The organism is Calderihabitans maritimus, assembly GCF_002207765.1.
In the GTDB taxonomy this organism is placed as follows: Bacteria; Bacillota; KKC1; order Calderihabitantales; family Calderihabitantaceae; genus Calderihabitans; species Calderihabitans maritimus.
Genome location: NZ_BDGJ01000101.1, coordinates 31,010 through 46,805, shown reverse-complemented (window position 1 = coordinate 46,805; position 15,796 = coordinate 31,010). Strand labels below are relative to the sequence as shown.

Below are 15,796 nucleotides of genomic sequence, written 5' to 3'. Positions count from 1 at the left end.
CGCAACCACCGGTCCTGCTAACGGCCCGCGTCCTGCTTCATCCACTCCTGCCACAAGCGTACAACCAGTTTCCCTTTCAAAATTATAAAGTTCCCAAACACGTTTCCTTTCCTCCCTCAACTGTTCCCTTTTCCTGATAAGCTGCTGGTAGATTTTCCTAACACCCCGGCGGGGATCCACTTTAAGCTGCTTGATTAAAGTTTCCGGCAACTGATTATAATTTTCTTCTATGTATTTTCGAACCTCATCCACCGTTAACTCTCGAATATCCATCTCTTCCGCCCCCCACCTCAAAAATTTCTATTCGCTCTCCCAAAAACCTTTCTGAAAAAGAGATTTTGTAAAATTAGAAAAATAACCCGCAGGTGTTAATCAGCGGGTTAACTCATATTTTTTCTCGCTTTGAAATTGGTTTATTAATTCTTCGAGCCCCCTGGTGCTCCGCCTCAATCGTTCCAAATTATTAAGAATACTTTCCAGACCTTCCTCTTGCTGTCGACAACAATCAACGATTTTCTTCCATTGTTGGTTTAATTTACAAGTAATTAGCTGAAGTTCCTCCCAAACTTTTTTCTCGGCTTGCCAGACTATGCTAATTTCCTTCTGTATTTCCCACAAATGAGAAATGGGTTCCCAAATCTTTTCCTCCTCCTGCTCCAGTACTCCATCACTCGTTAATAACTTAGAAAATTCTTCTCCCGCCCTGAACATGCTGCAGCTCAAGGCCTCCACTTCTTTTTTTAAACGATACAACTCTTCAGAACTATTATCCAGAGCCCTTGCTGCCTCTTTAAGTTCGACCACTGCCCGGTCCTCTAGATAAAAAACTTGCTCCGTCCAGGGAGCAACAACCCTACTTCGGTTTTCAAGGTTGGCTTCTAAGACTATCATCATCACTTCTTCCCTTTGTTCCAAGAGATTCTGTAATTTCTCCTGCACTTCGCCCATTCGGGCTACCATTGCTTCAATCTTTTGGTTCACGTTTTCAGCCTTTTCTCCCATCCTTCCAACCTCTTCTGCCGCAAGTTCAACTAGATACCGGATATCAGTCCTGCTCTCAAAATTCCGGCTTAAAATACTCTCCAAGCTTTCTACAGTCTCCTTAAACCGAATGCTATTGGAGGTTAACTCCGACCAATATGTGCTCCGTTCTGTTGTTCTGGTAACTAGTTTTTCTGTTGCCTGCAAAACCTGTTTCAAATGTCTATTCAATAATCCATAATCTTTTCGGGACTGGTTGACCTGGGCTAAAATTCGTTGTGAAAAATTGGTTGCGCAGGAAATAGCTTCTTTTGCTATTTCCAGTATATTACGGAAATAGTCTGCAACCCAACTTAAAACATAGTAGAGATGGTTTAAATCGCCTTTCCTGAAACATGCCGGTGGGACAAAGAGTTTTCCCTCAATTATGGATTCCCCTGCCGCAATCGTCTGCTTTAATGGTTTTTGGACGGAATTTTGCAATACCAAATAAAGAAACCAACTGGTTCCGGCTATGAAGAGAAGTTGCGCGGCGACAGGTAACCCCTTAAATGACCATACACCGGCATTTTCGACTGTCTCCATCAGAAGATTTAGCCCAACAGCCACAAATGCCATGAAGCCAGTGACTTTCAACGTTATCCAGCGCCCCAGGTTACCGTTCATTAAGCATCCCTCTCTCTCGCCCAATGATTGCCAACTGATCTCCTATGCCGGTACCGGTCGTAACCAGAATACCCGGTTCCAGTTCAACCGCCATCTGCGCTTCTCTAATCCACGGACTGAAGCGGTACGGCTTTAACTGGCTGATGGCAAAAACTACGCGAAAACTGGAATTCAGGAAAACTACATCGATGGCAAAGCGCATAAAACACGTATGCACTGACCGGCAGGGTACCAAAAGTAATCCTTGGTGTTTTGGAAAATTTGGGTATCTCATAAGCCCTCTTAATCGCTTAAAAAAGGAATTAGCAACTGTTAGATCTTCAGCCAACATTCTTCTCCGGGTAACATTATATAATTTCACTTTTCATTCCCCCAGGATTTGCATTATTTGTAGCATGGCCGGTCCGAGCAGAACGATAAACAGAGTAGGAAAAATAAAAAGTACCAAAGGCAGTAACATTTTAATCGGTGCCTGCATGGCCTGGGTTTCTATTTTCTGCTTTCGCCGCGCCCGGATTTGGCTGGCCTGGGAACGTATAACCTTACTCATACTGACTCCCATCTGTTCCGCTTGAATTATGGCCCCTACGAAAGTGCTAACTTCTTCCAAACCTATTCGCAAGGCAAAATCCCTCAGACATTCCCGCCGCGGTTTACCTATCTGGAACTCCTTCAGTACCCGCTCAAACTCTTCGGCAAGGCTTCCTTTATATTTCTCCACCACCCTGCTCAAAGCGCCATCAAATCCCAGCCCTGCTTCTATACTTACGGTCAGAAGGTCTAAAACATCCGGTAATGAACGAGAGATTTCTTCTTGTCTCTTCCGGATCTTTTTCTTCAGATAATAGTCTGGAACCCAGCGACCGGTCCAAAATCCAAAGAGAGCATAGACTATAGCACTACCAATATTATCCTGAAAAACCAGGGCCAAAATCATTACTAATATAGCAATCAAAAGTGCCAGAAGATACCTGAGAGCTGTAAATTCATCTGCATTTAACCCCCAAGGATTTCCTGCTTGGTTGAGCAGCAGTTGTAACATCTCCTTTTTTTGTCCCGGGATAACTTCAGCCAAAAAATCAGCGAATTTTCTTATTAGAGGTAACCCCAGCCGCTTTAAAAAAGGCTGATTTAATTCCACATTTCGGAAATCGAACTCAGAATTAAAATTTTGTCGGAGGCGTTTTCTAAGACCAGAATTTTTTTCCTTAATTACCCCTTCAACCGCCTGAACCAAAAGCACCGTACTTAAGAATATTAACCCTCCAATAATTTTCTCCACGGTCAACGCCCCCTGCGCTCATATCTGAACATTAACTATTTTCCTTATCAAAATTACTCCTAGTACCTCGGAAATTACCCCCCAACCTAACAACAACCTTCCGGCACGGGTACTGAAAAGGACAGCTATGTATTGCGGATTGAAAATAAGTAAGAAAGCTAACAGGAATAACGGTAAACTGCCGATAATAAACCCAGAAATTCTGCCTTGCGCCGTAAGAGTTTTGATCTCACCCCGAATTCTAATTCTTTCCTTGATGGTTGAAGCGATATTATTCAAAATTTCTGCCAAATTTCCGCCTACCTGCCGTTGAATTAAAACGGCAGTTGTCATCAATTCCACGTCCGAACTTTCGGTACGTTGAGCAAGACGCAGCAGGGCCTGCTCCGTTGATGAACCCAGCTTAATCTCTTGTAAGGTCCTGGCAAACTCATTACCAATTGGAGCAGCCATTTCACGGCTAATCATTTCCATGGCCTGGGTAAAACTGAAGCCGGCCTGAAGAGCGTTGGCCATTAAAATTAGCGTGTCTGGCAACTGATTCTCAAGCTTTTGTTTTCTTTTAGCTCTAGCTCTATTCAAAAGCAGAGCCGGAAATAATAGCGTGCCGGCAAGCACGCTTAAGCCCAGTAAATATCTTTGGGTCAAAAAGAGTCCTGCTACGGCCATAGCGGACAGGAGCTCTAGAGCTAGAAACTCCTGCACTTTAAAAGGTGCATCAGCCTGAATTAAAACCAAATCCAATTTCCGCCATAGGTAACCCCATTCAATCTTCGTTTTAAATAGCTTGCCTGCTATATCTATGAATACCTTGAATTCTGGTAATTGTTTCTTAATATCCTTATTCGGTTCTACTGAATACCGGCTGTATCTTTCCCGCAGTCGTGCCTGCCGGTGATCTTTTAAGATACTTAATGCTACACCGATAAAAAATGCACTTGTAAAAGACAAAATCACCAAACCTAATTCGGGAGAAAGCTTCACTCCGTTCACTCCCTACCAGTCGGCCCGGGAAAAGATATCGTCGGGCAACCTGATGCCCATGGCTTCTAGCCGGGGCATGAACCTAGGTCGTATTCCCGTGGCTCGAAAGCGACCCAATACTTTTCCATCTCCTTCTACTCCCGTCTGCTCATATACAAAAATATCCTGTAGAACAATAACCTCTCCTTCCATTCCCTGAACCTCAGTGATATGAGTAATTTTGCGCGTACCGTCCCGCAACCGACTTTGTTGTACAATCAAGTCCACAGCCGAAGCAATCTGTTCTCTGATTGCCCGTACCGGCAAATCCATCCCCGACATTAAGACCATAGTTTCCAGACGAGAGAGTAAGTCTCGCGGAGAATTAGCATGGGCCGTGGTAAGCGATCCGTCATGACCGGTGTTCATAGCCTGCAGCATATCCAGGGCTTCTCCACCCCTTACCTCGCCTACCACTATCCGGTCCGGCCTCATTCGCAAAGCGTTGCGGACCAAGTCGCGAATAGTTATAGTCCCTTTGCCTTCAACATTCGGAGGTCTCGTCTCCAGCGAAACCACATGCTCTTGTCTCAAATGCAGCTCTGCCGCGTCCTCAATAGTGATAATCCGTTCGTGATGGGGAATAAAGGAAGAAAGAACGTTAAGGGTAGTAGTCTTTCCGGAACCAGTGCCGCCGGAAACTATAATGTTTAGACGGGCGCGGACACACGCTTCCAAGAACGAAGCCATAGCTTGGGTGAGTGTCCCGAACCGGATCAGGTCTCCTGCTTCCAAGGGTTTATGGGAAAACTTGCGGATAGTCAGTATAGGTCCGTTCAGAGCAAGGGGAGGGATAATAGCATTTACCCGGGAACCATCAGGAAGCCGGGCGTCTACCATAGGCATGCTCTCATCAATCCGTCGGCCTAAGGGATTCACTATTTTTTCAATAATGTTCAGAACATGCTCATTATTTCGGAACTGTACATCAGTCAACTCTAATTTTCCATTCCTTTCGATGTATACTTGCCGAGGACCATTTACCATAATTTCCGAAACAGTAGCATCATTTAGAAACGGCTGAATAGGGCCGTACCCGAGAACTTCGTGTAAAAGCTCCTGCACAATCGAATTTCTTTCCGAACGGGAGAAAAAAAGCTGTTCTTCTTCAAACATTTCCTCTACCACTGCCATTATCTTAGGTAACAACTGCTCCTTATCTATCCTTTCTTCCCCCAGCTCTTCCACTAATCTTTGGTGTGCCCTCATTTTAAAATTTTCTACCGCAGAAGTTTCAGAATCACTACCCGTTCTACGCTGGCGTTCTTCACTTCTATCTTTTTTCTCCAGCCGTCTTAAAAGAGACATGTCTTTTGCTCCCCCTTAATCTAAAACCATTCCCAGAACCTTATTCCAAAAAACACGTATCGGGAAACCGCGGTTGAAGGATACTTTATTTTTGCCAACTACCTCCCCGACTAGTTCAAATATCTTAACTGTAAAAGGTGCCGTCCCTCGGCGCAGCACCACGGGTATGCCTTGGTTTACAGATTCAGTTACCAACTTACTAGCCTCGGGTATCTGTCCAACCACCGGATATTTCAGAGCTTTTTTAAAAATGCTACCTTCAACCTCGCCTGCCGAGCCCAATCGGTTCACTACCACACCGACTTTCTGGTGATATTGCAGTTGCTCTAATATTTCTGCCAAACTCCGCAGGTTTTTAAGACTGGCCAAATCCCTTGCTGTAACTAACAGTATGTGATCAGCTACATCTAACAAACTAATATTAATGTCGTGAAAGAAGCAGGCTGTATCTACTATCACGTATTGATATTTCTCTTTTAAGTACTCTAAAATTTGTTCTACGTCTTCCCAGCTAACTAACTCCGCTTCCTGCGGAAAAGAGGGAGCCGCCAGTATCTTGACACCGGAAAAGTGGGGTATCAAATAGCTTTCCATTAGTTCATCATCCATCTGATCTTTCTCCTGGACCAGTCCGCTGATAGTTCTCCGGGGATCCAAATTAAGGAACAGGGCGATATCGCCGAATTGCAGATCTAAATCCACCAGTACAACCTTTCCTTTTTCGCTCCGGGCCAGGGCTACGGCAAAATTCGTAGCTAAAGTTGTTTTACCAACACCACCTTTTCCGGAAAAAAAGGCAATAATTTTGCCCCTTTCTTCCTTTTCAACTAAGCGTGTCTCCGCTACCTTTGTACCTCCCTCTCGCTTTCGACGGGCGGCATATACCTTACGAATGGTGCCCGCCAGTTCATCACCGCTGAAAGGCTTTACCAGATATTCGCTTGCGCCTGCCATCATAGCTTTTCTCAAATACTCCTGCTCTCCTTGAATGGAGATAATGATTACCGAGGTCTCAGGGACATGGCAGGAAATAGCTTCGGTAGCTGCAATCCCGTCCATCAGAGGCATATTGACATCCATTAAAACTATGTCAGGTTTTAGATTCTCCGCCATCTTGACGGCTTCTTCCCCGTTCTCCGCCTCACCTATTACGGTAATGTCGTCTTCAAAATACAGCAGACGACTGATATCCTTCCTGGTTTGAGCTACATCATCCACCACCAGCACGGTGATTTGTTTCACTGTTTTCCTCCTTCCCCTTATGGCAGCAGGTCGGTAGCTCTCTGAACCGGTAAAGAAACTCTTTCTTTATCTGTCACTGACCGAAGTATCAGATGTAACCGCCCCACTTCGGCGGCAAGTATCAAGCGCAGAGCCTCCTCCGCAGAAACTTCCAAAGTAACGCTGCGCAGACTGGAATTGATCTCCTCTCGCTGGTTTTCCCGTTTCTGACCCACGGCCAGTATTTTCACATTTTGGACCAACACTACCGCTCCCGTACCGAGTTCGTCCCCACTTTCTGAAGTCCTGACAATAGCTATTACGTCTACCCGATCACCTGGTTGAGCCAATCCGGCCACACCGGATATTTCATCAACAGCGATAGTTACCGCTCTCAAGCCAGGAGAAATGTGGTAAGCCAGCTCCGATGCTTCTTCCGTATCCTTAACCACCCGGTCCCACAATACCTGTTCTCCCGCATATAGATTTTGCCTGGTTATGGCTCCGATGAGCTCTTCCTTACTGGATACCGTTCCCGGTAAAACAAAAGAGAATGGTATTTCTTTCTCCTGCACCATTGACTCCTTAATCACTTCTCCTGGGGCAATGTTTTCGGCCGCCACAACCACTTTGACAGTTTTCCAGGTCTCTTTCCAAGACTCTTTCAACTTCAGGAGATACCAATAGGTTGTGCCGCCAGCCAGTAAACCCAGCACCAGGGCGAAAACAAAAATTCTCTTGCTATTCATCCTTATACCTCCGTCCATTTATTCCGCCAATCGTACGCCCCGGAGCCCAAAGTCTAATCCGTGCCCTGTTATTCCCGATGCCAGGGTTTCAACAAAATAACCGTGTACTTCGCTCTCCTTCCCCTGTCCTTTTACTGCCTCCACAAAAAAGGCAGCAAATCCGGTTATCTTTACTTTTTTTACTTGCTGCCCTTCGACCTTCCACGGAACAAATACCGGTACAATCAACAAGCGAGGGCAGTCCCGGTAAAAAGATTGTGGCGTACACTGCCGTGCGTGACTGCACAAAGAAAGGCGATAATCTATAGCCCTCAGGGTAGGACCGGACAAATTTCCGGTTTGAGTATCTACTACCTCGCCCACTCGAAGCCATCCTTCATATCCGTACTTGAGATTCTCCTCGTATTGGTCTGCACCACCCTTGCCCAAAGCCAGTGCTCCGAAGTTTCCGGGTCCGAGATTGTTTTCCCGTCGGGAACTTCCGGCTCCGTATTTGAGAATATACCGCCGTCCCAATACAAAATTATCTTGCTTAACAGCAAGCGGGGCGGCGCCGCGAACCGCTAATAAACTCCTAACTTCAGCCTGACTTGCCTTCTGTACCAAACTATCTCTTATCCCCAAAATTCTCCCGAAGAAAAGTCGTACCGGCCTGACCGCCTTCACTCGCAGGCTCTGTCTGTCTTGCGCCACTTGAATTTCCATTAATTCTTCCGCTAACCCGTTACGCCTTGCATATTCTTTAGCTATTTCTACTGCCCTATCCGGATTACCGGGCAATTCCTGTGCTCCGGCTAAAGCCGCCGCATCTATACTCCGGCTCAACTTCTGACTCGCCAAGTAAGCCAGTCCTATATCAGTTACCAAGGCGGTAAAGCCCAGCAGCATCACCATACTTAGTGCGGTGAGCACTATGACACTTCCCTTTTCTTCACCTATTAAACCGTCCCAAAAAACTTTCACTCGCCTCAATTTTTGCCACCTACTCTACCCGCATAACTGTGCTGGCCTTAACCGGATAAGGGTTGGTCAGGATAAAATTCAAAGGAGGGGTAAACAGCGGAATAGAATACTCAACTGAAACCTCTATCATTTCACCGGCCGTCCGGTTTTCTTCCGCCGGATAAATACTCACAGATATCCTCTCCGGTTCCAACGGGCTGGCAGCTCTCTTGACCTGCATCACGATCTCCGCGTCAGTTCCTCCCACGGCTCCCAAACGAGCTCCCTCCCGAGATCCATGCACTACCGCCAAATAAGCATTCGTAAGACGCGCGGTTTCGATTATCCCCCCCATAAGCATTAACAGGACCGGTAAAACCAGGGCCAGTTCCACCAAAGCTTGCCCATTATCCCCATCGCGTAATTTTTTGAGGGCGGTCATTTTCTCACCTCATCCACGCGACCACGAATGCTCCCAACGCTATAGCTAAGGCGTAGGGAAGTCGATAATCATTGTCCCTACTACGCAAACCTTGGAGAACGGACAGTGAAAAACGCGTCCAATATAGTTGCCATAAAATCATTCCCACCCGCATCAAGGTCGTCTTCAATTGCTTGTTTTTTAATAATACCAAACAAGATAATAATCCCCCGATAAGGGCTGCGGCCAGGAAAGTATAAAATACGAAAGAACTCCCCTGTAAGGCTCCAATCACCCCGAGAAGCTTGACATCACCGGCTCCTATACCGTCAAGTAAAAAAGGAAGGAAAAACAATCCTAAACCTACGAGCAGTCCTCGGATGGAAAAAAACACTCCCTGCCATCCGTCCGATAGGCCGTGTACCAGTACGGCCAATCCAAAGCCCGCAATTAGAATTCGGTTAGGAATTTTTCGTTCGCGCAGATCGTGATAAACTGCCATAACTAAAACTGTAATTAAAACCAAATTTAATATCATTTCCATACGCATCATCCACCTTGGTTGTCCAATGGTGAAACGGCATCACGGAAAAGAAAAAGAACGGCAGCCCTCCTGCTAATACAGCAGGGCCACCCAGGGTGGAAGGAACTAAAAATCCTAACCCCTCGGATTCGTACCCTCCAGTCCAGTGGTAATATCGTTAAAGATAGCAGCCAATTTATCTTTCATCGCCAGCAGAGAACCTATTAAGAGAACCGCTACCAATGCCAATATCAGCCCGTATTCGGTCATCCCCTGACCATCTTCCTCCCGCCACAGTCTGCGCAAAACCGCCAGCAACTTAACACACCCCCTAAGGAAACTCTTTTTCAAACTAGTTTTAAAGCCTTTGTTAGGCTCTGGGGTACCCCGGTTGTCTCTAATTTAACATATATTCTATTTTCTTCCTATCGAGCCAAAGTCTTAATTTACATAGGACTTCGGTCCCAAAAATTAAAAGAGACAATTGATAACAATTGTCTCTATAACTCAACCAGTTTATGCTTAACCGCATAAAGGGCAGCCTGAGTTCGATCCTCTACCTTAATCTTTCGAAAAATATTAGTAATATGATTTTTGACGGTTTTTTCGCTGATGAACAACTTCTCCCCGATCTCCCGATTGGAAAATCCCTGAGCAATCAATTTAAGAATCTCCACTTCCCGCTTGGTCAAGGGTGGGCTCTGAACCATCTCTTTTTCTTTGGCCAATTGCTGTAATCCATGAATGACTTTAGGAGTGAGAGAAGGATGCAAAGCTGGTTTACCCTCTGCTACTTCTAGAACTACCTTTATAAGATCGTGCGCATCGATATCTTTAAGAACATACCCGCTGGCCCCCGCTTTAAAAAGTTCAGTGACGTATTCTTCATCGTCGTGTATGGTTAAAACTATCACTTTGGTGGACGGAAATTCTCGTTTTATAAGGCGAGTAGCCTCCAATCCATTTACATTAGGCATATTGATATCCATTAGTACAATATCAGGCCGATATCTTCGAGTTAATTCCACGGCTTCCTGCCCGTCGCTTGCTTCTCCACAAATAACTATCCTTGGCTCCAGCAGTAGTATTTTTCGCAACCCTTCCCGGATTAAAGAGTGGTCATCAGCAATCAGAACCTTTATAACCTCCATAAAAATCACTCCCGTTTCTGCAAAGGAATGCTAATCCTGATCTGAGTTCCCTTACCTGGAGCAGAATCAATATTAATCTTTCCTTCCAAAAGCTCTACTCTCTCCCTCATCCCTATCAACCCGTAGGATTCTCCCTTCCCGCCAAACACCTCCTGAGGGTTAAAACCACAACCGTTATCTTTTACACTAACATTTATCCGTTCGGGAGTTGTTTCCAGCCTGACCTGAACTCGAGAAGCCCGCGCATGTTTTTTAACGTTATTTAGCGCCTCCTGTACCAAACGAAAAACGGCTACCTCTAAAGCTGGAGCTAATCTTTCTTCCTGTCCCAGAACGGTAAAATCCACTTCCAATTTGCTCTCTTCCTGCAGATTGGCCATGAACCTTTTCAGAGTCGGAATCAATCCCAAATCATCCAGTACCATCGGACGGAGGTCAAAGATAATCTTACGTACATCCTGTAGACTCTGCTTAACCAAATTTTTGAGCTCGGAGAGCTCCTTCCCCACCCGGGAAGGGTCAATAGCCAGCAGTTTTTCACAAATCTCCGCTCTCAAGATAACATTGGCAAGAGATTGAGCCGGACCGTCGTGAATCTCCCGTGCCACCCGCTTGCGCTCTTCTTCTTGAGCTTTAATGATACGCAACCCCAGTAGCTGTCTCTGCTGTATTTCTTCCAACTGGTTACTCAATTCCTGCAAGTTACCCCCCAGGAAGTTGAGAACTACTCCCACCTGGGAGGCAAGGTTTTCCGCTTTTTCCACCGTCTCTTCCAGCTTACGGAGACTAATTTCCAGCTGATCCCTCCGGAGTCTTAATTGCGTCTCCCGTTCCCTTAACAGCCCTAATCTGATTTGTAACTGCCTTGCCTTTTCGTAAGCCTGCCGCATATCTTCCTCCGTATACTTGTGAAAATTCCTGCTGACCTCCATCAGCCGAATTCGAGCCTGCTTTTCCTTTCTTTCCAAAAGGTCAACTTCGTCTATAGTCTTTTTTACCTGATTTTGAATTTCTTGTAACTCTGCCTTAATTCTTTCCCTTTCACTTCGAGCATTGTCGGCGATATCAAGGATTTGATCACGGCTTTTTTCCAAAGTAGCAAGGGTCTGTTTAATTACTTTGTCCAAAGCCCTAACATCTACCACCATAAACACCCCGAATATAAGAATATCAATATGTTTCTTGACTCAAGCAGTTATTTCCTGCCTGCTTCCACTATCAATCGTTATATCTTTAAGCAATAAAAAAATCACTACTAACTGTAGTGATTTAAATTCATCATTTGTCTATGCGATCCAAGGTGAATCTTCCAAGCTTGCCTTCGCGAAAGTCTCTTAATAAAATTTTTCCTGCTTTTTGGTAATCCACTTCGCCCCCGGGCAGCAAACAACCCCGTTTTCTGCCAATCTGTTCCAATACCTTTTTCGCGTTAGAGGTTAAATTTCCTAAACGGTAGCGATTTGACAAGACCTGCGGATAATGTTCCTGCAGGAATTCAACCAATTCAGTAGCTACCTCAGCCTCATCGTAGACCAATTCACTGATAGTGCCCACCAGTATCAGTTTGAAACCAATCTCTGCATCTGTCAATTTTGGCCACAAGACACCCGGAGTATCAAGCAATTCTAGATCCCGGCGAAGGCGTATCCACTGTTTACCCCTAGTTACGCCGGGCAATTCACCCGTTCTGGCAGGAGCTCTGCCCGTTAATCGATTGATTAAAGAGGATTTTCCTACATTAGGAATGCCTACAACCATGGCCCGGACAGCTCTAGGACGCAAACCCTTTAATCGCAGTTTCTCCAACCGGGGCCTTGCCACTTCCCGACAGGCAGGCAATATTTTCGATACTCCTAGCCCGGTAAGGGAACTGACGGCCACGGCCTTAAAGCCTTTTTGACGGTAATAATTAATCCAGGCTTCCGTAGCTTCAACTTCCGCCAAATCCGCCTTATTCAAAACCAGCAGGCACGGTCGGTCACCATAAAAGGCTGCTAAGTCCGGATTACGGCTGCTTTTAGGTATTCGTGCATCAAGTACTTCTATCACCAGGTCGACTACCTTCAAACTTTCCTGTAGTTGTTGTTTGGCCTTCACCATGTGGCCCGGATACCATTGGATTTTCACTTTAAGCACCTACCTGATTAACCCTGCTCGAAACCAAGGCCAAAAAATAAGGACCGCTTTGCCAATGATATACTTTCTATTCAGGGGCCCCCAGAAACGACTGTCTTGACTGTGACTGCGATTATCCCCCATCACGAAGTAGTAACCTTCCGGTATAGTGACGGGACCGTAATTGCCAAAACGGATATCAGGCGGCAGGTAAGGTTCCTCCAATTTTCTCCCGTCTATAAACACTTGGTTGTTTTTTACTTCCAGGGTTTCCCCGCCAAAGGCAATTATTCTCTTAATAAAGTCTCTTTGAGGATCTAAAGGAAAACGAAATACGATAACATCGCCTCGGCGCGGTTTTTGAAAATGGTAAATAAATTTATTTACCAATATTCTGTCTCCCGGCCGTAACGTCGGTTCCATAGAGCTAGAAGGAATGTAGAAAGGCTGAAAAAGAAAAAGGCGAATTATAAACGATAACATCAAAGCGATAGCGACAGTCTGCAAGATCTCGGTGAGATTGTGCCACAGTCTTTGGTTACCTTTCATTATGTTCTCCTGCTCCTCCAGAAATAAAAACTGCTTGATCAGGTAAATAAAGGGACTGGCATGGCAGTCCCTCCTATATTCTAACGTCTTTCTTTTATCCGAGCGGCTTTGCCAACTCTGTCCCGCAGGTAGTAAAGTTTGGCTCTACGGACTCGTCCCCGACGTACAACTTCAATGCGCTCTATCATCGGTGAATGGACGGGAAAAGTCCGTTCTACCGCAACTCCGTAGGAAATACGGCGTACCGTAAATGTCTCCTTGATCCCTTCTCCTTTCCTTTTAATGACGGTTCCTTCAAAAGGCTGAATTCTTTCCCGGTTTCCTTCGATAACCTTCACATGAACCCTTACCGTGTCACCCGGTCGAAAATCGGGAATATCTTTCTTAACATATTCCTGCTCTACCGCCTTTATTAAATCCATATGTAGTTTATCCTCCCTTCTTACTGCTCGAAAAAAGGCTTATTAGCTCCAAAACACCATGCTGTATTATAGCACAACCACTTCTCATTGGCAACTTATTTCCACCACTTTTCGCCACAGAGTCGATCAATAATAATCGATACGGCACTCCGGACCGAAAGGTGGTTATAGTTTCCGACTCCATATATAGGCTCAAGAATGTAATCGGCTTTCAACATTATTTCCTCGGCCAGACCCCAGCCAGTACCAAAAAGGATTAAATATGGATTTACCTCCTCTTCCAACTGCTTCCGCAACTCCCGATAACCGATGGAATTAGGATAAAGTCGAGCGTCTGTAACCACCACTCGAGGCCTTGTCCCTTCCTTTTCCCTAATCTTTTCCTCCGCTTCTGCAACGCTGGAAACTAAATGTATGGTGGTAAAGGCCCTTTGTCGATCCGGATTGTACCGGGCACCCTGTCCCGACTGCCAATATTTAATGATGCGCCTAGCTATTTCCACCTGTCCCGGCAAGGGCTGAATCACAAAATAACCGTCTAGCTCATAGCTGGCTGCAACCCGAGCCAGATCGTGTAAATCCAAGTTGGTAATCGAGGTGTTGATAATCTCCATCCGCTTGTTATAGACGGGATAATGAACCAGACCGATATACAGGGGCGCTCTTTTTTTGTCCATGGCTATTATACCTCTTTTATCTAATTTCCATAATTACTCTTCTTGGCCATGCTCCTGCTTAATTTCTTCCAAAAGCAGATGGTCTTCCTCGGTTAAAGTTGCCTTCGCCAGCAGATCCGGGCGACGCAACCAGGTCCTCCGCAAGGCCTCTTTACGGCGCCACCTTCGAATGCGCTGATGGTGGCCGGACAACAATACCTCCGGAACCGAATATCCCCGAAATTCCTTGGGGCGAGTATACTGAGGATACTCCAACAAACCAAAGGTAAATGATTCCTCACGGGCGGATTCTTCATCCCCGAGCACTCCCGGTATTAACCGGCTAACCGCATCAACTACTACCATAGCGGGTAATTCACCGCCCGTTAAAATGTAATCACCAATAGACAGTTCATCGGTAACGAGATGTTGCCGTATGCGTTCATCAAAACCCTCGTAGCGGCCACATATGAGGATCAGGCGGGAAGATGCGGCAAGTTCCTGTGCCTTCTCCTGGTTGAATAATTCTCCTTGAGGGCTTAACAAGATAGTACGGCATTGCGGGTAAAAATCCTCTCCTCGAATTGCTTCCACCGCCCGGAAAATCGGTTCCGGTTTCATTACCATCCCCGCACCGCCACCGTAAGGGTAATCGTCTACTGATTTATGTTTATCAAGGGCGTAGTCCCTGATATTTACTAGATTAATTTCCAGCAGACCTTTTTCCTGAGCTTTGCCGATTATACTGGTTTGTAACGGTCCCTGAAACATCTCTGGAAAAATAGTTAGAATATCAATGCGCATCTTTATCGCCCCACTTAGGCCTATTCCCGCAGGCCCGGTAATAATTCTACCACCAATTTGTTTTCTTCCAGATCTATCTTCTTAACCACATCCTTCAAGGCCGGTATCAGAATTTCTTCTCCCGTGTCGGGGTTCTGAACAACATAAACATCATTACTTCCTGTCCGATGCACATCCACCAGTTCTCCTAGAAATTCTCCTTTATCACTGTAAACCTCGGAACCAACCAGTTGAAATATGTAGTAGTGACCTTCAGGCAGAGGGACGACTTCTGACCTGTTAATCTTGATCAGGTAATCCTTCAATTGCAAAGCTTCGTTCATATCATTGATTTCTTTAAATTTAACAATAACGAATTGTTTGTGAAATCGTGCTCTCTCGACGTGCAGTTCTCGCATATCTTCCTTTTGTACATATACTTTACCAAGTCTCTGGAAACGTTCTGGGAAATCGGTTAACGGATATACCCGTACTTCCCCTCTATGTCCATGAGTGGTAGTGATTTTGCCTATGGCGATCAGGGGCTCAACCATCATGACACCCCTCCCCAATAGCATCCGGATAGCGGATGTCAATTATTTTGTTGTCTTCCAGGACAATTTCCACCCCACTGATTTTTTCCCAGTAGTCTCCAATCTGAACTTCCACCAAACGGTTTACCGTTCCCTGCTTTATTTCCTGACCAATTTCCATCTCTTGGACCTCTTTGAGTTTTTGTAAGAGTTGGTTGCGTGCCTCCATTCTTTTCTGCTTTTCTCCTTCTAATTGCCGCTTTATCACAACCACTTGGTCCGGCTTTTGCTTCTCCCATTCGGCAATTAATCTTTTTCCAGTAAATTCCAACCGTTGTAGTTCCGCTTCTAACTTTTGAAGAGCCGCCCGGATATCTCGGATAAGTTTTTCTTTCAAATGGAGGGTTACTTTTGCTTTTATGGTAATCGGCTGAATAATAGTTAAACTTTTCACCCCATCCCTCCTTCCGA

Annotated in this window: 20 protein-coding genes and 1 pseudogene; all 21 read right to left on the bottom strand. The window is 45.5% G+C overall.

Going from position 1 to position 15,796, the window contains the following annotated elements:
* Nucleotides 1-273 (bottom strand): annotated as a pseudogene (locus tag KKC1_RS16290) (ribonuclease HII); the annotation flags it as partial.
* Nucleotides 274-372: 99 nt separating this feature from the next.
* Nucleotides 373-1,647: a hypothetical protein gene (locus KKC1_RS08870; protein ID WP_088554109.1), complete on the bottom strand. Its 1,275-nt coding sequence runs from the start codon at nucleotides 1,645-1,647 to the stop codon at nucleotides 373-375.
* Entirely contained in the window at nucleotides 1,637-2,008 is a 372-nt protein-coding gene (locus KKC1_RS08865; protein ID WP_088554108.1) for a DUF192 domain-containing protein, read from the bottom strand. Before KKC1_RS08865 ends, KKC1_RS08870 begins: the two co-directional genes overlap by 11 nt.
* Nucleotides 2,009-2,011: 3 nt before the next feature.
* A complete protein-coding gene (locus tag KKC1_RS08860; RefSeq protein ID WP_088554107.1) occupies nucleotides 2,012-2,929 on the bottom strand; it encodes a type II secretion system F family protein in 918 nt (305 codons plus the stop codon).
* Nucleotides 2,930-2,947: 18 nt separating this feature from the next.
* Entirely contained in the window at nucleotides 2,948-3,913 is a 966-nt protein-coding gene (locus tag KKC1_RS08855; RefSeq protein ID WP_088554106.1) for a type II secretion system F family protein, read from the bottom strand.
* 12 nt (nucleotides 3,914-3,925) lie between these two features.
* Nucleotides 3,926-5,260, bottom strand: coding sequence for a TadA family conjugal transfer-associated ATPase (locus tag KKC1_RS08850; protein WP_088554105.1), 1,335 nt, complete (start codon nucleotides 5,258-5,260; stop codon nucleotides 3,926-3,928).
* A gap of 15 nt (nucleotides 5,261-5,275) precedes the next feature.
* Nucleotides 5,276-6,502: a CpaE/TadZ family protein gene (locus KKC1_RS08845; protein WP_088554104.1), complete on the bottom strand. Its 1,227-nt coding sequence runs from the start codon at nucleotides 6,500-6,502 to the stop codon at nucleotides 5,276-5,278.
* A gap of 17 nt (nucleotides 6,503-6,519) precedes the next feature.
* Nucleotides 6,520-7,230 carry a Flp pilus assembly protein CpaB gene (gene cpaB / locus KKC1_RS08840; protein WP_192868158.1) on the bottom strand — a complete coding sequence of 237 codons (711 nt, stop codon included), beginning with the start codon at nucleotides 7,228-7,230 and terminating at the stop codon, nucleotides 6,520-6,522.
* 18 nt (nucleotides 7,231-7,248) lie between these two features.
* Nucleotides 7,249-8,193: a pilus assembly protein TadG-related protein gene (locus tag KKC1_RS08835; RefSeq protein ID WP_238134256.1), complete on the bottom strand. Its 945-nt coding sequence runs from the start codon at nucleotides 8,191-8,193 to the stop codon at nucleotides 7,249-7,251.
* A 19-nt stretch (nucleotides 8,194-8,212) separates the two neighbouring features.
* Nucleotides 8,213-8,614: a TadE/TadG family type IV pilus assembly protein gene (locus KKC1_RS08830; protein ID WP_088554101.1), complete on the bottom strand. Its 402-nt coding sequence runs from the start codon at nucleotides 8,612-8,614 to the stop codon at nucleotides 8,213-8,215.
* 4 nt (nucleotides 8,615-8,618) lie between these two features.
* A complete protein-coding gene (locus KKC1_RS08825; RefSeq protein ID WP_192868157.1) occupies nucleotides 8,619-9,137 on the bottom strand; it encodes an A24 family peptidase in 519 nt (172 codons plus the stop codon).
* Between the two features lie 114 nt (nucleotides 9,138-9,251).
* The gene (locus tag KKC1_RS08820) at nucleotides 9,252-9,434 is read right to left on the bottom strand and encodes a Flp family type IVb pilin (RefSeq protein ID WP_088554099.1); all 183 of its coding nucleotides are present in this window, start codon (nucleotides 9,432-9,434) and stop codon (nucleotides 9,252-9,254) included.
* Between the two features lie 182 nt (nucleotides 9,435-9,616).
* Entirely contained in the window at nucleotides 9,617-10,267 is a 651-nt protein-coding gene (locus KKC1_RS08815) for a response regulator (protein ID WP_088554098.1), read from the bottom strand.
* A 5-nt stretch (nucleotides 10,268-10,272) separates the two neighbouring features.
* Nucleotides 10,273-11,415, bottom strand: coding sequence for a sensor histidine kinase (locus KKC1_RS08810; RefSeq protein WP_192868156.1), 1,143 nt, complete (start codon nucleotides 11,413-11,415; stop codon nucleotides 10,273-10,275).
* Between the two features lie 130 nt (nucleotides 11,416-11,545).
* Nucleotides 11,546-12,394, bottom strand: coding sequence for a ribosome biogenesis GTPase YlqF (ylqF, locus tag KKC1_RS08805; RefSeq protein WP_202820022.1), 849 nt, complete (start codon nucleotides 12,392-12,394; stop codon nucleotides 11,546-11,548).
* Nucleotides 12,395-12,403: 9 nt separating this feature from the next.
* Complete coding sequence (lepB, locus tag KKC1_RS08800) at nucleotides 12,404-12,931, bottom strand: signal peptidase I (RefSeq protein ID WP_088554096.1); 528 nt, start codon at nucleotides 12,929-12,931, stop codon at nucleotides 12,404-12,406.
* Nucleotides 12,932-13,011: 80 nt separating this feature from the next.
* The gene (gene rplS / locus KKC1_RS08795; RefSeq protein WP_088554095.1) at nucleotides 13,012-13,353 is read right to left on the bottom strand and encodes a 50S ribosomal protein L19; all 342 of its coding nucleotides are present in this window, start codon (nucleotides 13,351-13,353) and stop codon (nucleotides 13,012-13,014) included.
* Between the two features lie 95 nt (nucleotides 13,354-13,448).
* On the bottom strand, nucleotides 13,449-14,030 hold the full coding sequence (locus KKC1_RS08790) for an RNA methyltransferase (RefSeq protein ID WP_088554094.1): 582 nt from the start codon (nucleotides 14,028-14,030) through the stop codon (nucleotides 13,449-13,451).
* 33 nt (nucleotides 14,031-14,063) lie between these two features.
* The gene (gene trmD, locus KKC1_RS08785; RefSeq protein WP_088554093.1) at nucleotides 14,064-14,813 is read right to left on the bottom strand and encodes a tRNA (guanosine(37)-N1)-methyltransferase TrmD; all 750 of its coding nucleotides are present in this window, start codon (nucleotides 14,811-14,813) and stop codon (nucleotides 14,064-14,066) included.
* 20 nt (nucleotides 14,814-14,833) lie between these two features.
* Nucleotides 14,834-15,349, bottom strand: a complete 516-nt coding sequence (rimM, locus tag KKC1_RS08780; protein WP_238134252.1) for a ribosome maturation factor RimM — start codon at nucleotides 15,347-15,349, stop codon at nucleotides 14,834-14,836.
* On the bottom strand, nucleotides 15,339-15,779 hold the full coding sequence (locus tag KKC1_RS08775) for a YlqD family protein (RefSeq protein ID WP_192868155.1): 441 nt from the start codon (nucleotides 15,777-15,779) through the stop codon (nucleotides 15,339-15,341). The genes rimM and KKC1_RS08775 overlap by 11 nt, the downstream gene beginning before the upstream one ends.
* Nucleotides 15,780-15,796: the final 17 nt, after the last annotated feature.

What these genes read in the sequence shown, in the direction of transcription:
- KKC1_RS08870 (WP_088554109.1), bottom strand. Translation starts at nt 1,647, where the DNA reads ATGAACGGTAACCTGGGGCGCTGGATAACGTTGAAAGTCACTGGCTTC.
- KKC1_RS08850 (WP_088554105.1), bottom strand. Translation starts at nt 5,260, where the DNA reads ATGTCTCTTTTAAGACGGCTGGAGAAAAAAGATAGAAGTGAAGAACGC.
- cpaB (WP_192868158.1), bottom strand. Translation starts at nt 7,230, where the DNA reads ATGAATAGCAAGAGAATTTTTGTTTTCGCCCTGGTGCTGGGTTTACTG.
- KKC1_RS08830 (WP_088554101.1), bottom strand. Translation starts at nt 8,614, where the DNA reads ATGACCGCCCTCAAAAAATTACGCGATGGGGATAATGGGCAAGCTTTG.
- KKC1_RS08825 (WP_192868157.1), bottom strand. Translation starts at nt 9,137, where the DNA reads ATGGAAATGATATTAAATTTGGTTTTAATTACAGTTTTAGTTATGGCA.
- KKC1_RS08815 (WP_088554098.1), bottom strand. Translation starts at nt 10,267, where the DNA reads ATGGAGGTTATAAAGGTTCTGATTGCTGATGACCACTCTTTAATCCGG.
- KKC1_RS08810 (WP_192868156.1), bottom strand. Translation starts at nt 11,415, where the DNA reads ATGGTGGTAGATGTTAGGGCTTTGGACAAAGTAATTAAACAGACCCTT.
- lepB (WP_088554096.1), bottom strand. Translation starts at nt 12,931, where the DNA reads ATGAAAGGTAACCAAAGACTGTGGCACAATCTCACCGAGATCTTGCAG.
- rplS (WP_088554095.1), bottom strand. Translation starts at nt 13,353, where the DNA reads ATGGATTTAATAAAGGCGGTAGAGCAGGAATATGTTAAGAAAGATATT.
- KKC1_RS08790 (WP_088554094.1), bottom strand. Translation starts at nt 14,030, where the DNA reads ATGGACAAAAAAAGAGCGCCCCTGTATATCGGTCTGGTTCATTATCCC.
- trmD (WP_088554093.1), bottom strand. Translation starts at nt 14,813, where the DNA reads ATGCGCATTGATATTCTAACTATTTTTCCAGAGATGTTTCAGGGACCG.
- rimM (WP_238134252.1), bottom strand. Translation starts at nt 15,349, where the DNA reads ATGATGGTTGAGCCCCTGATCGCCATAGGCAAAATCACTACCACTCAT.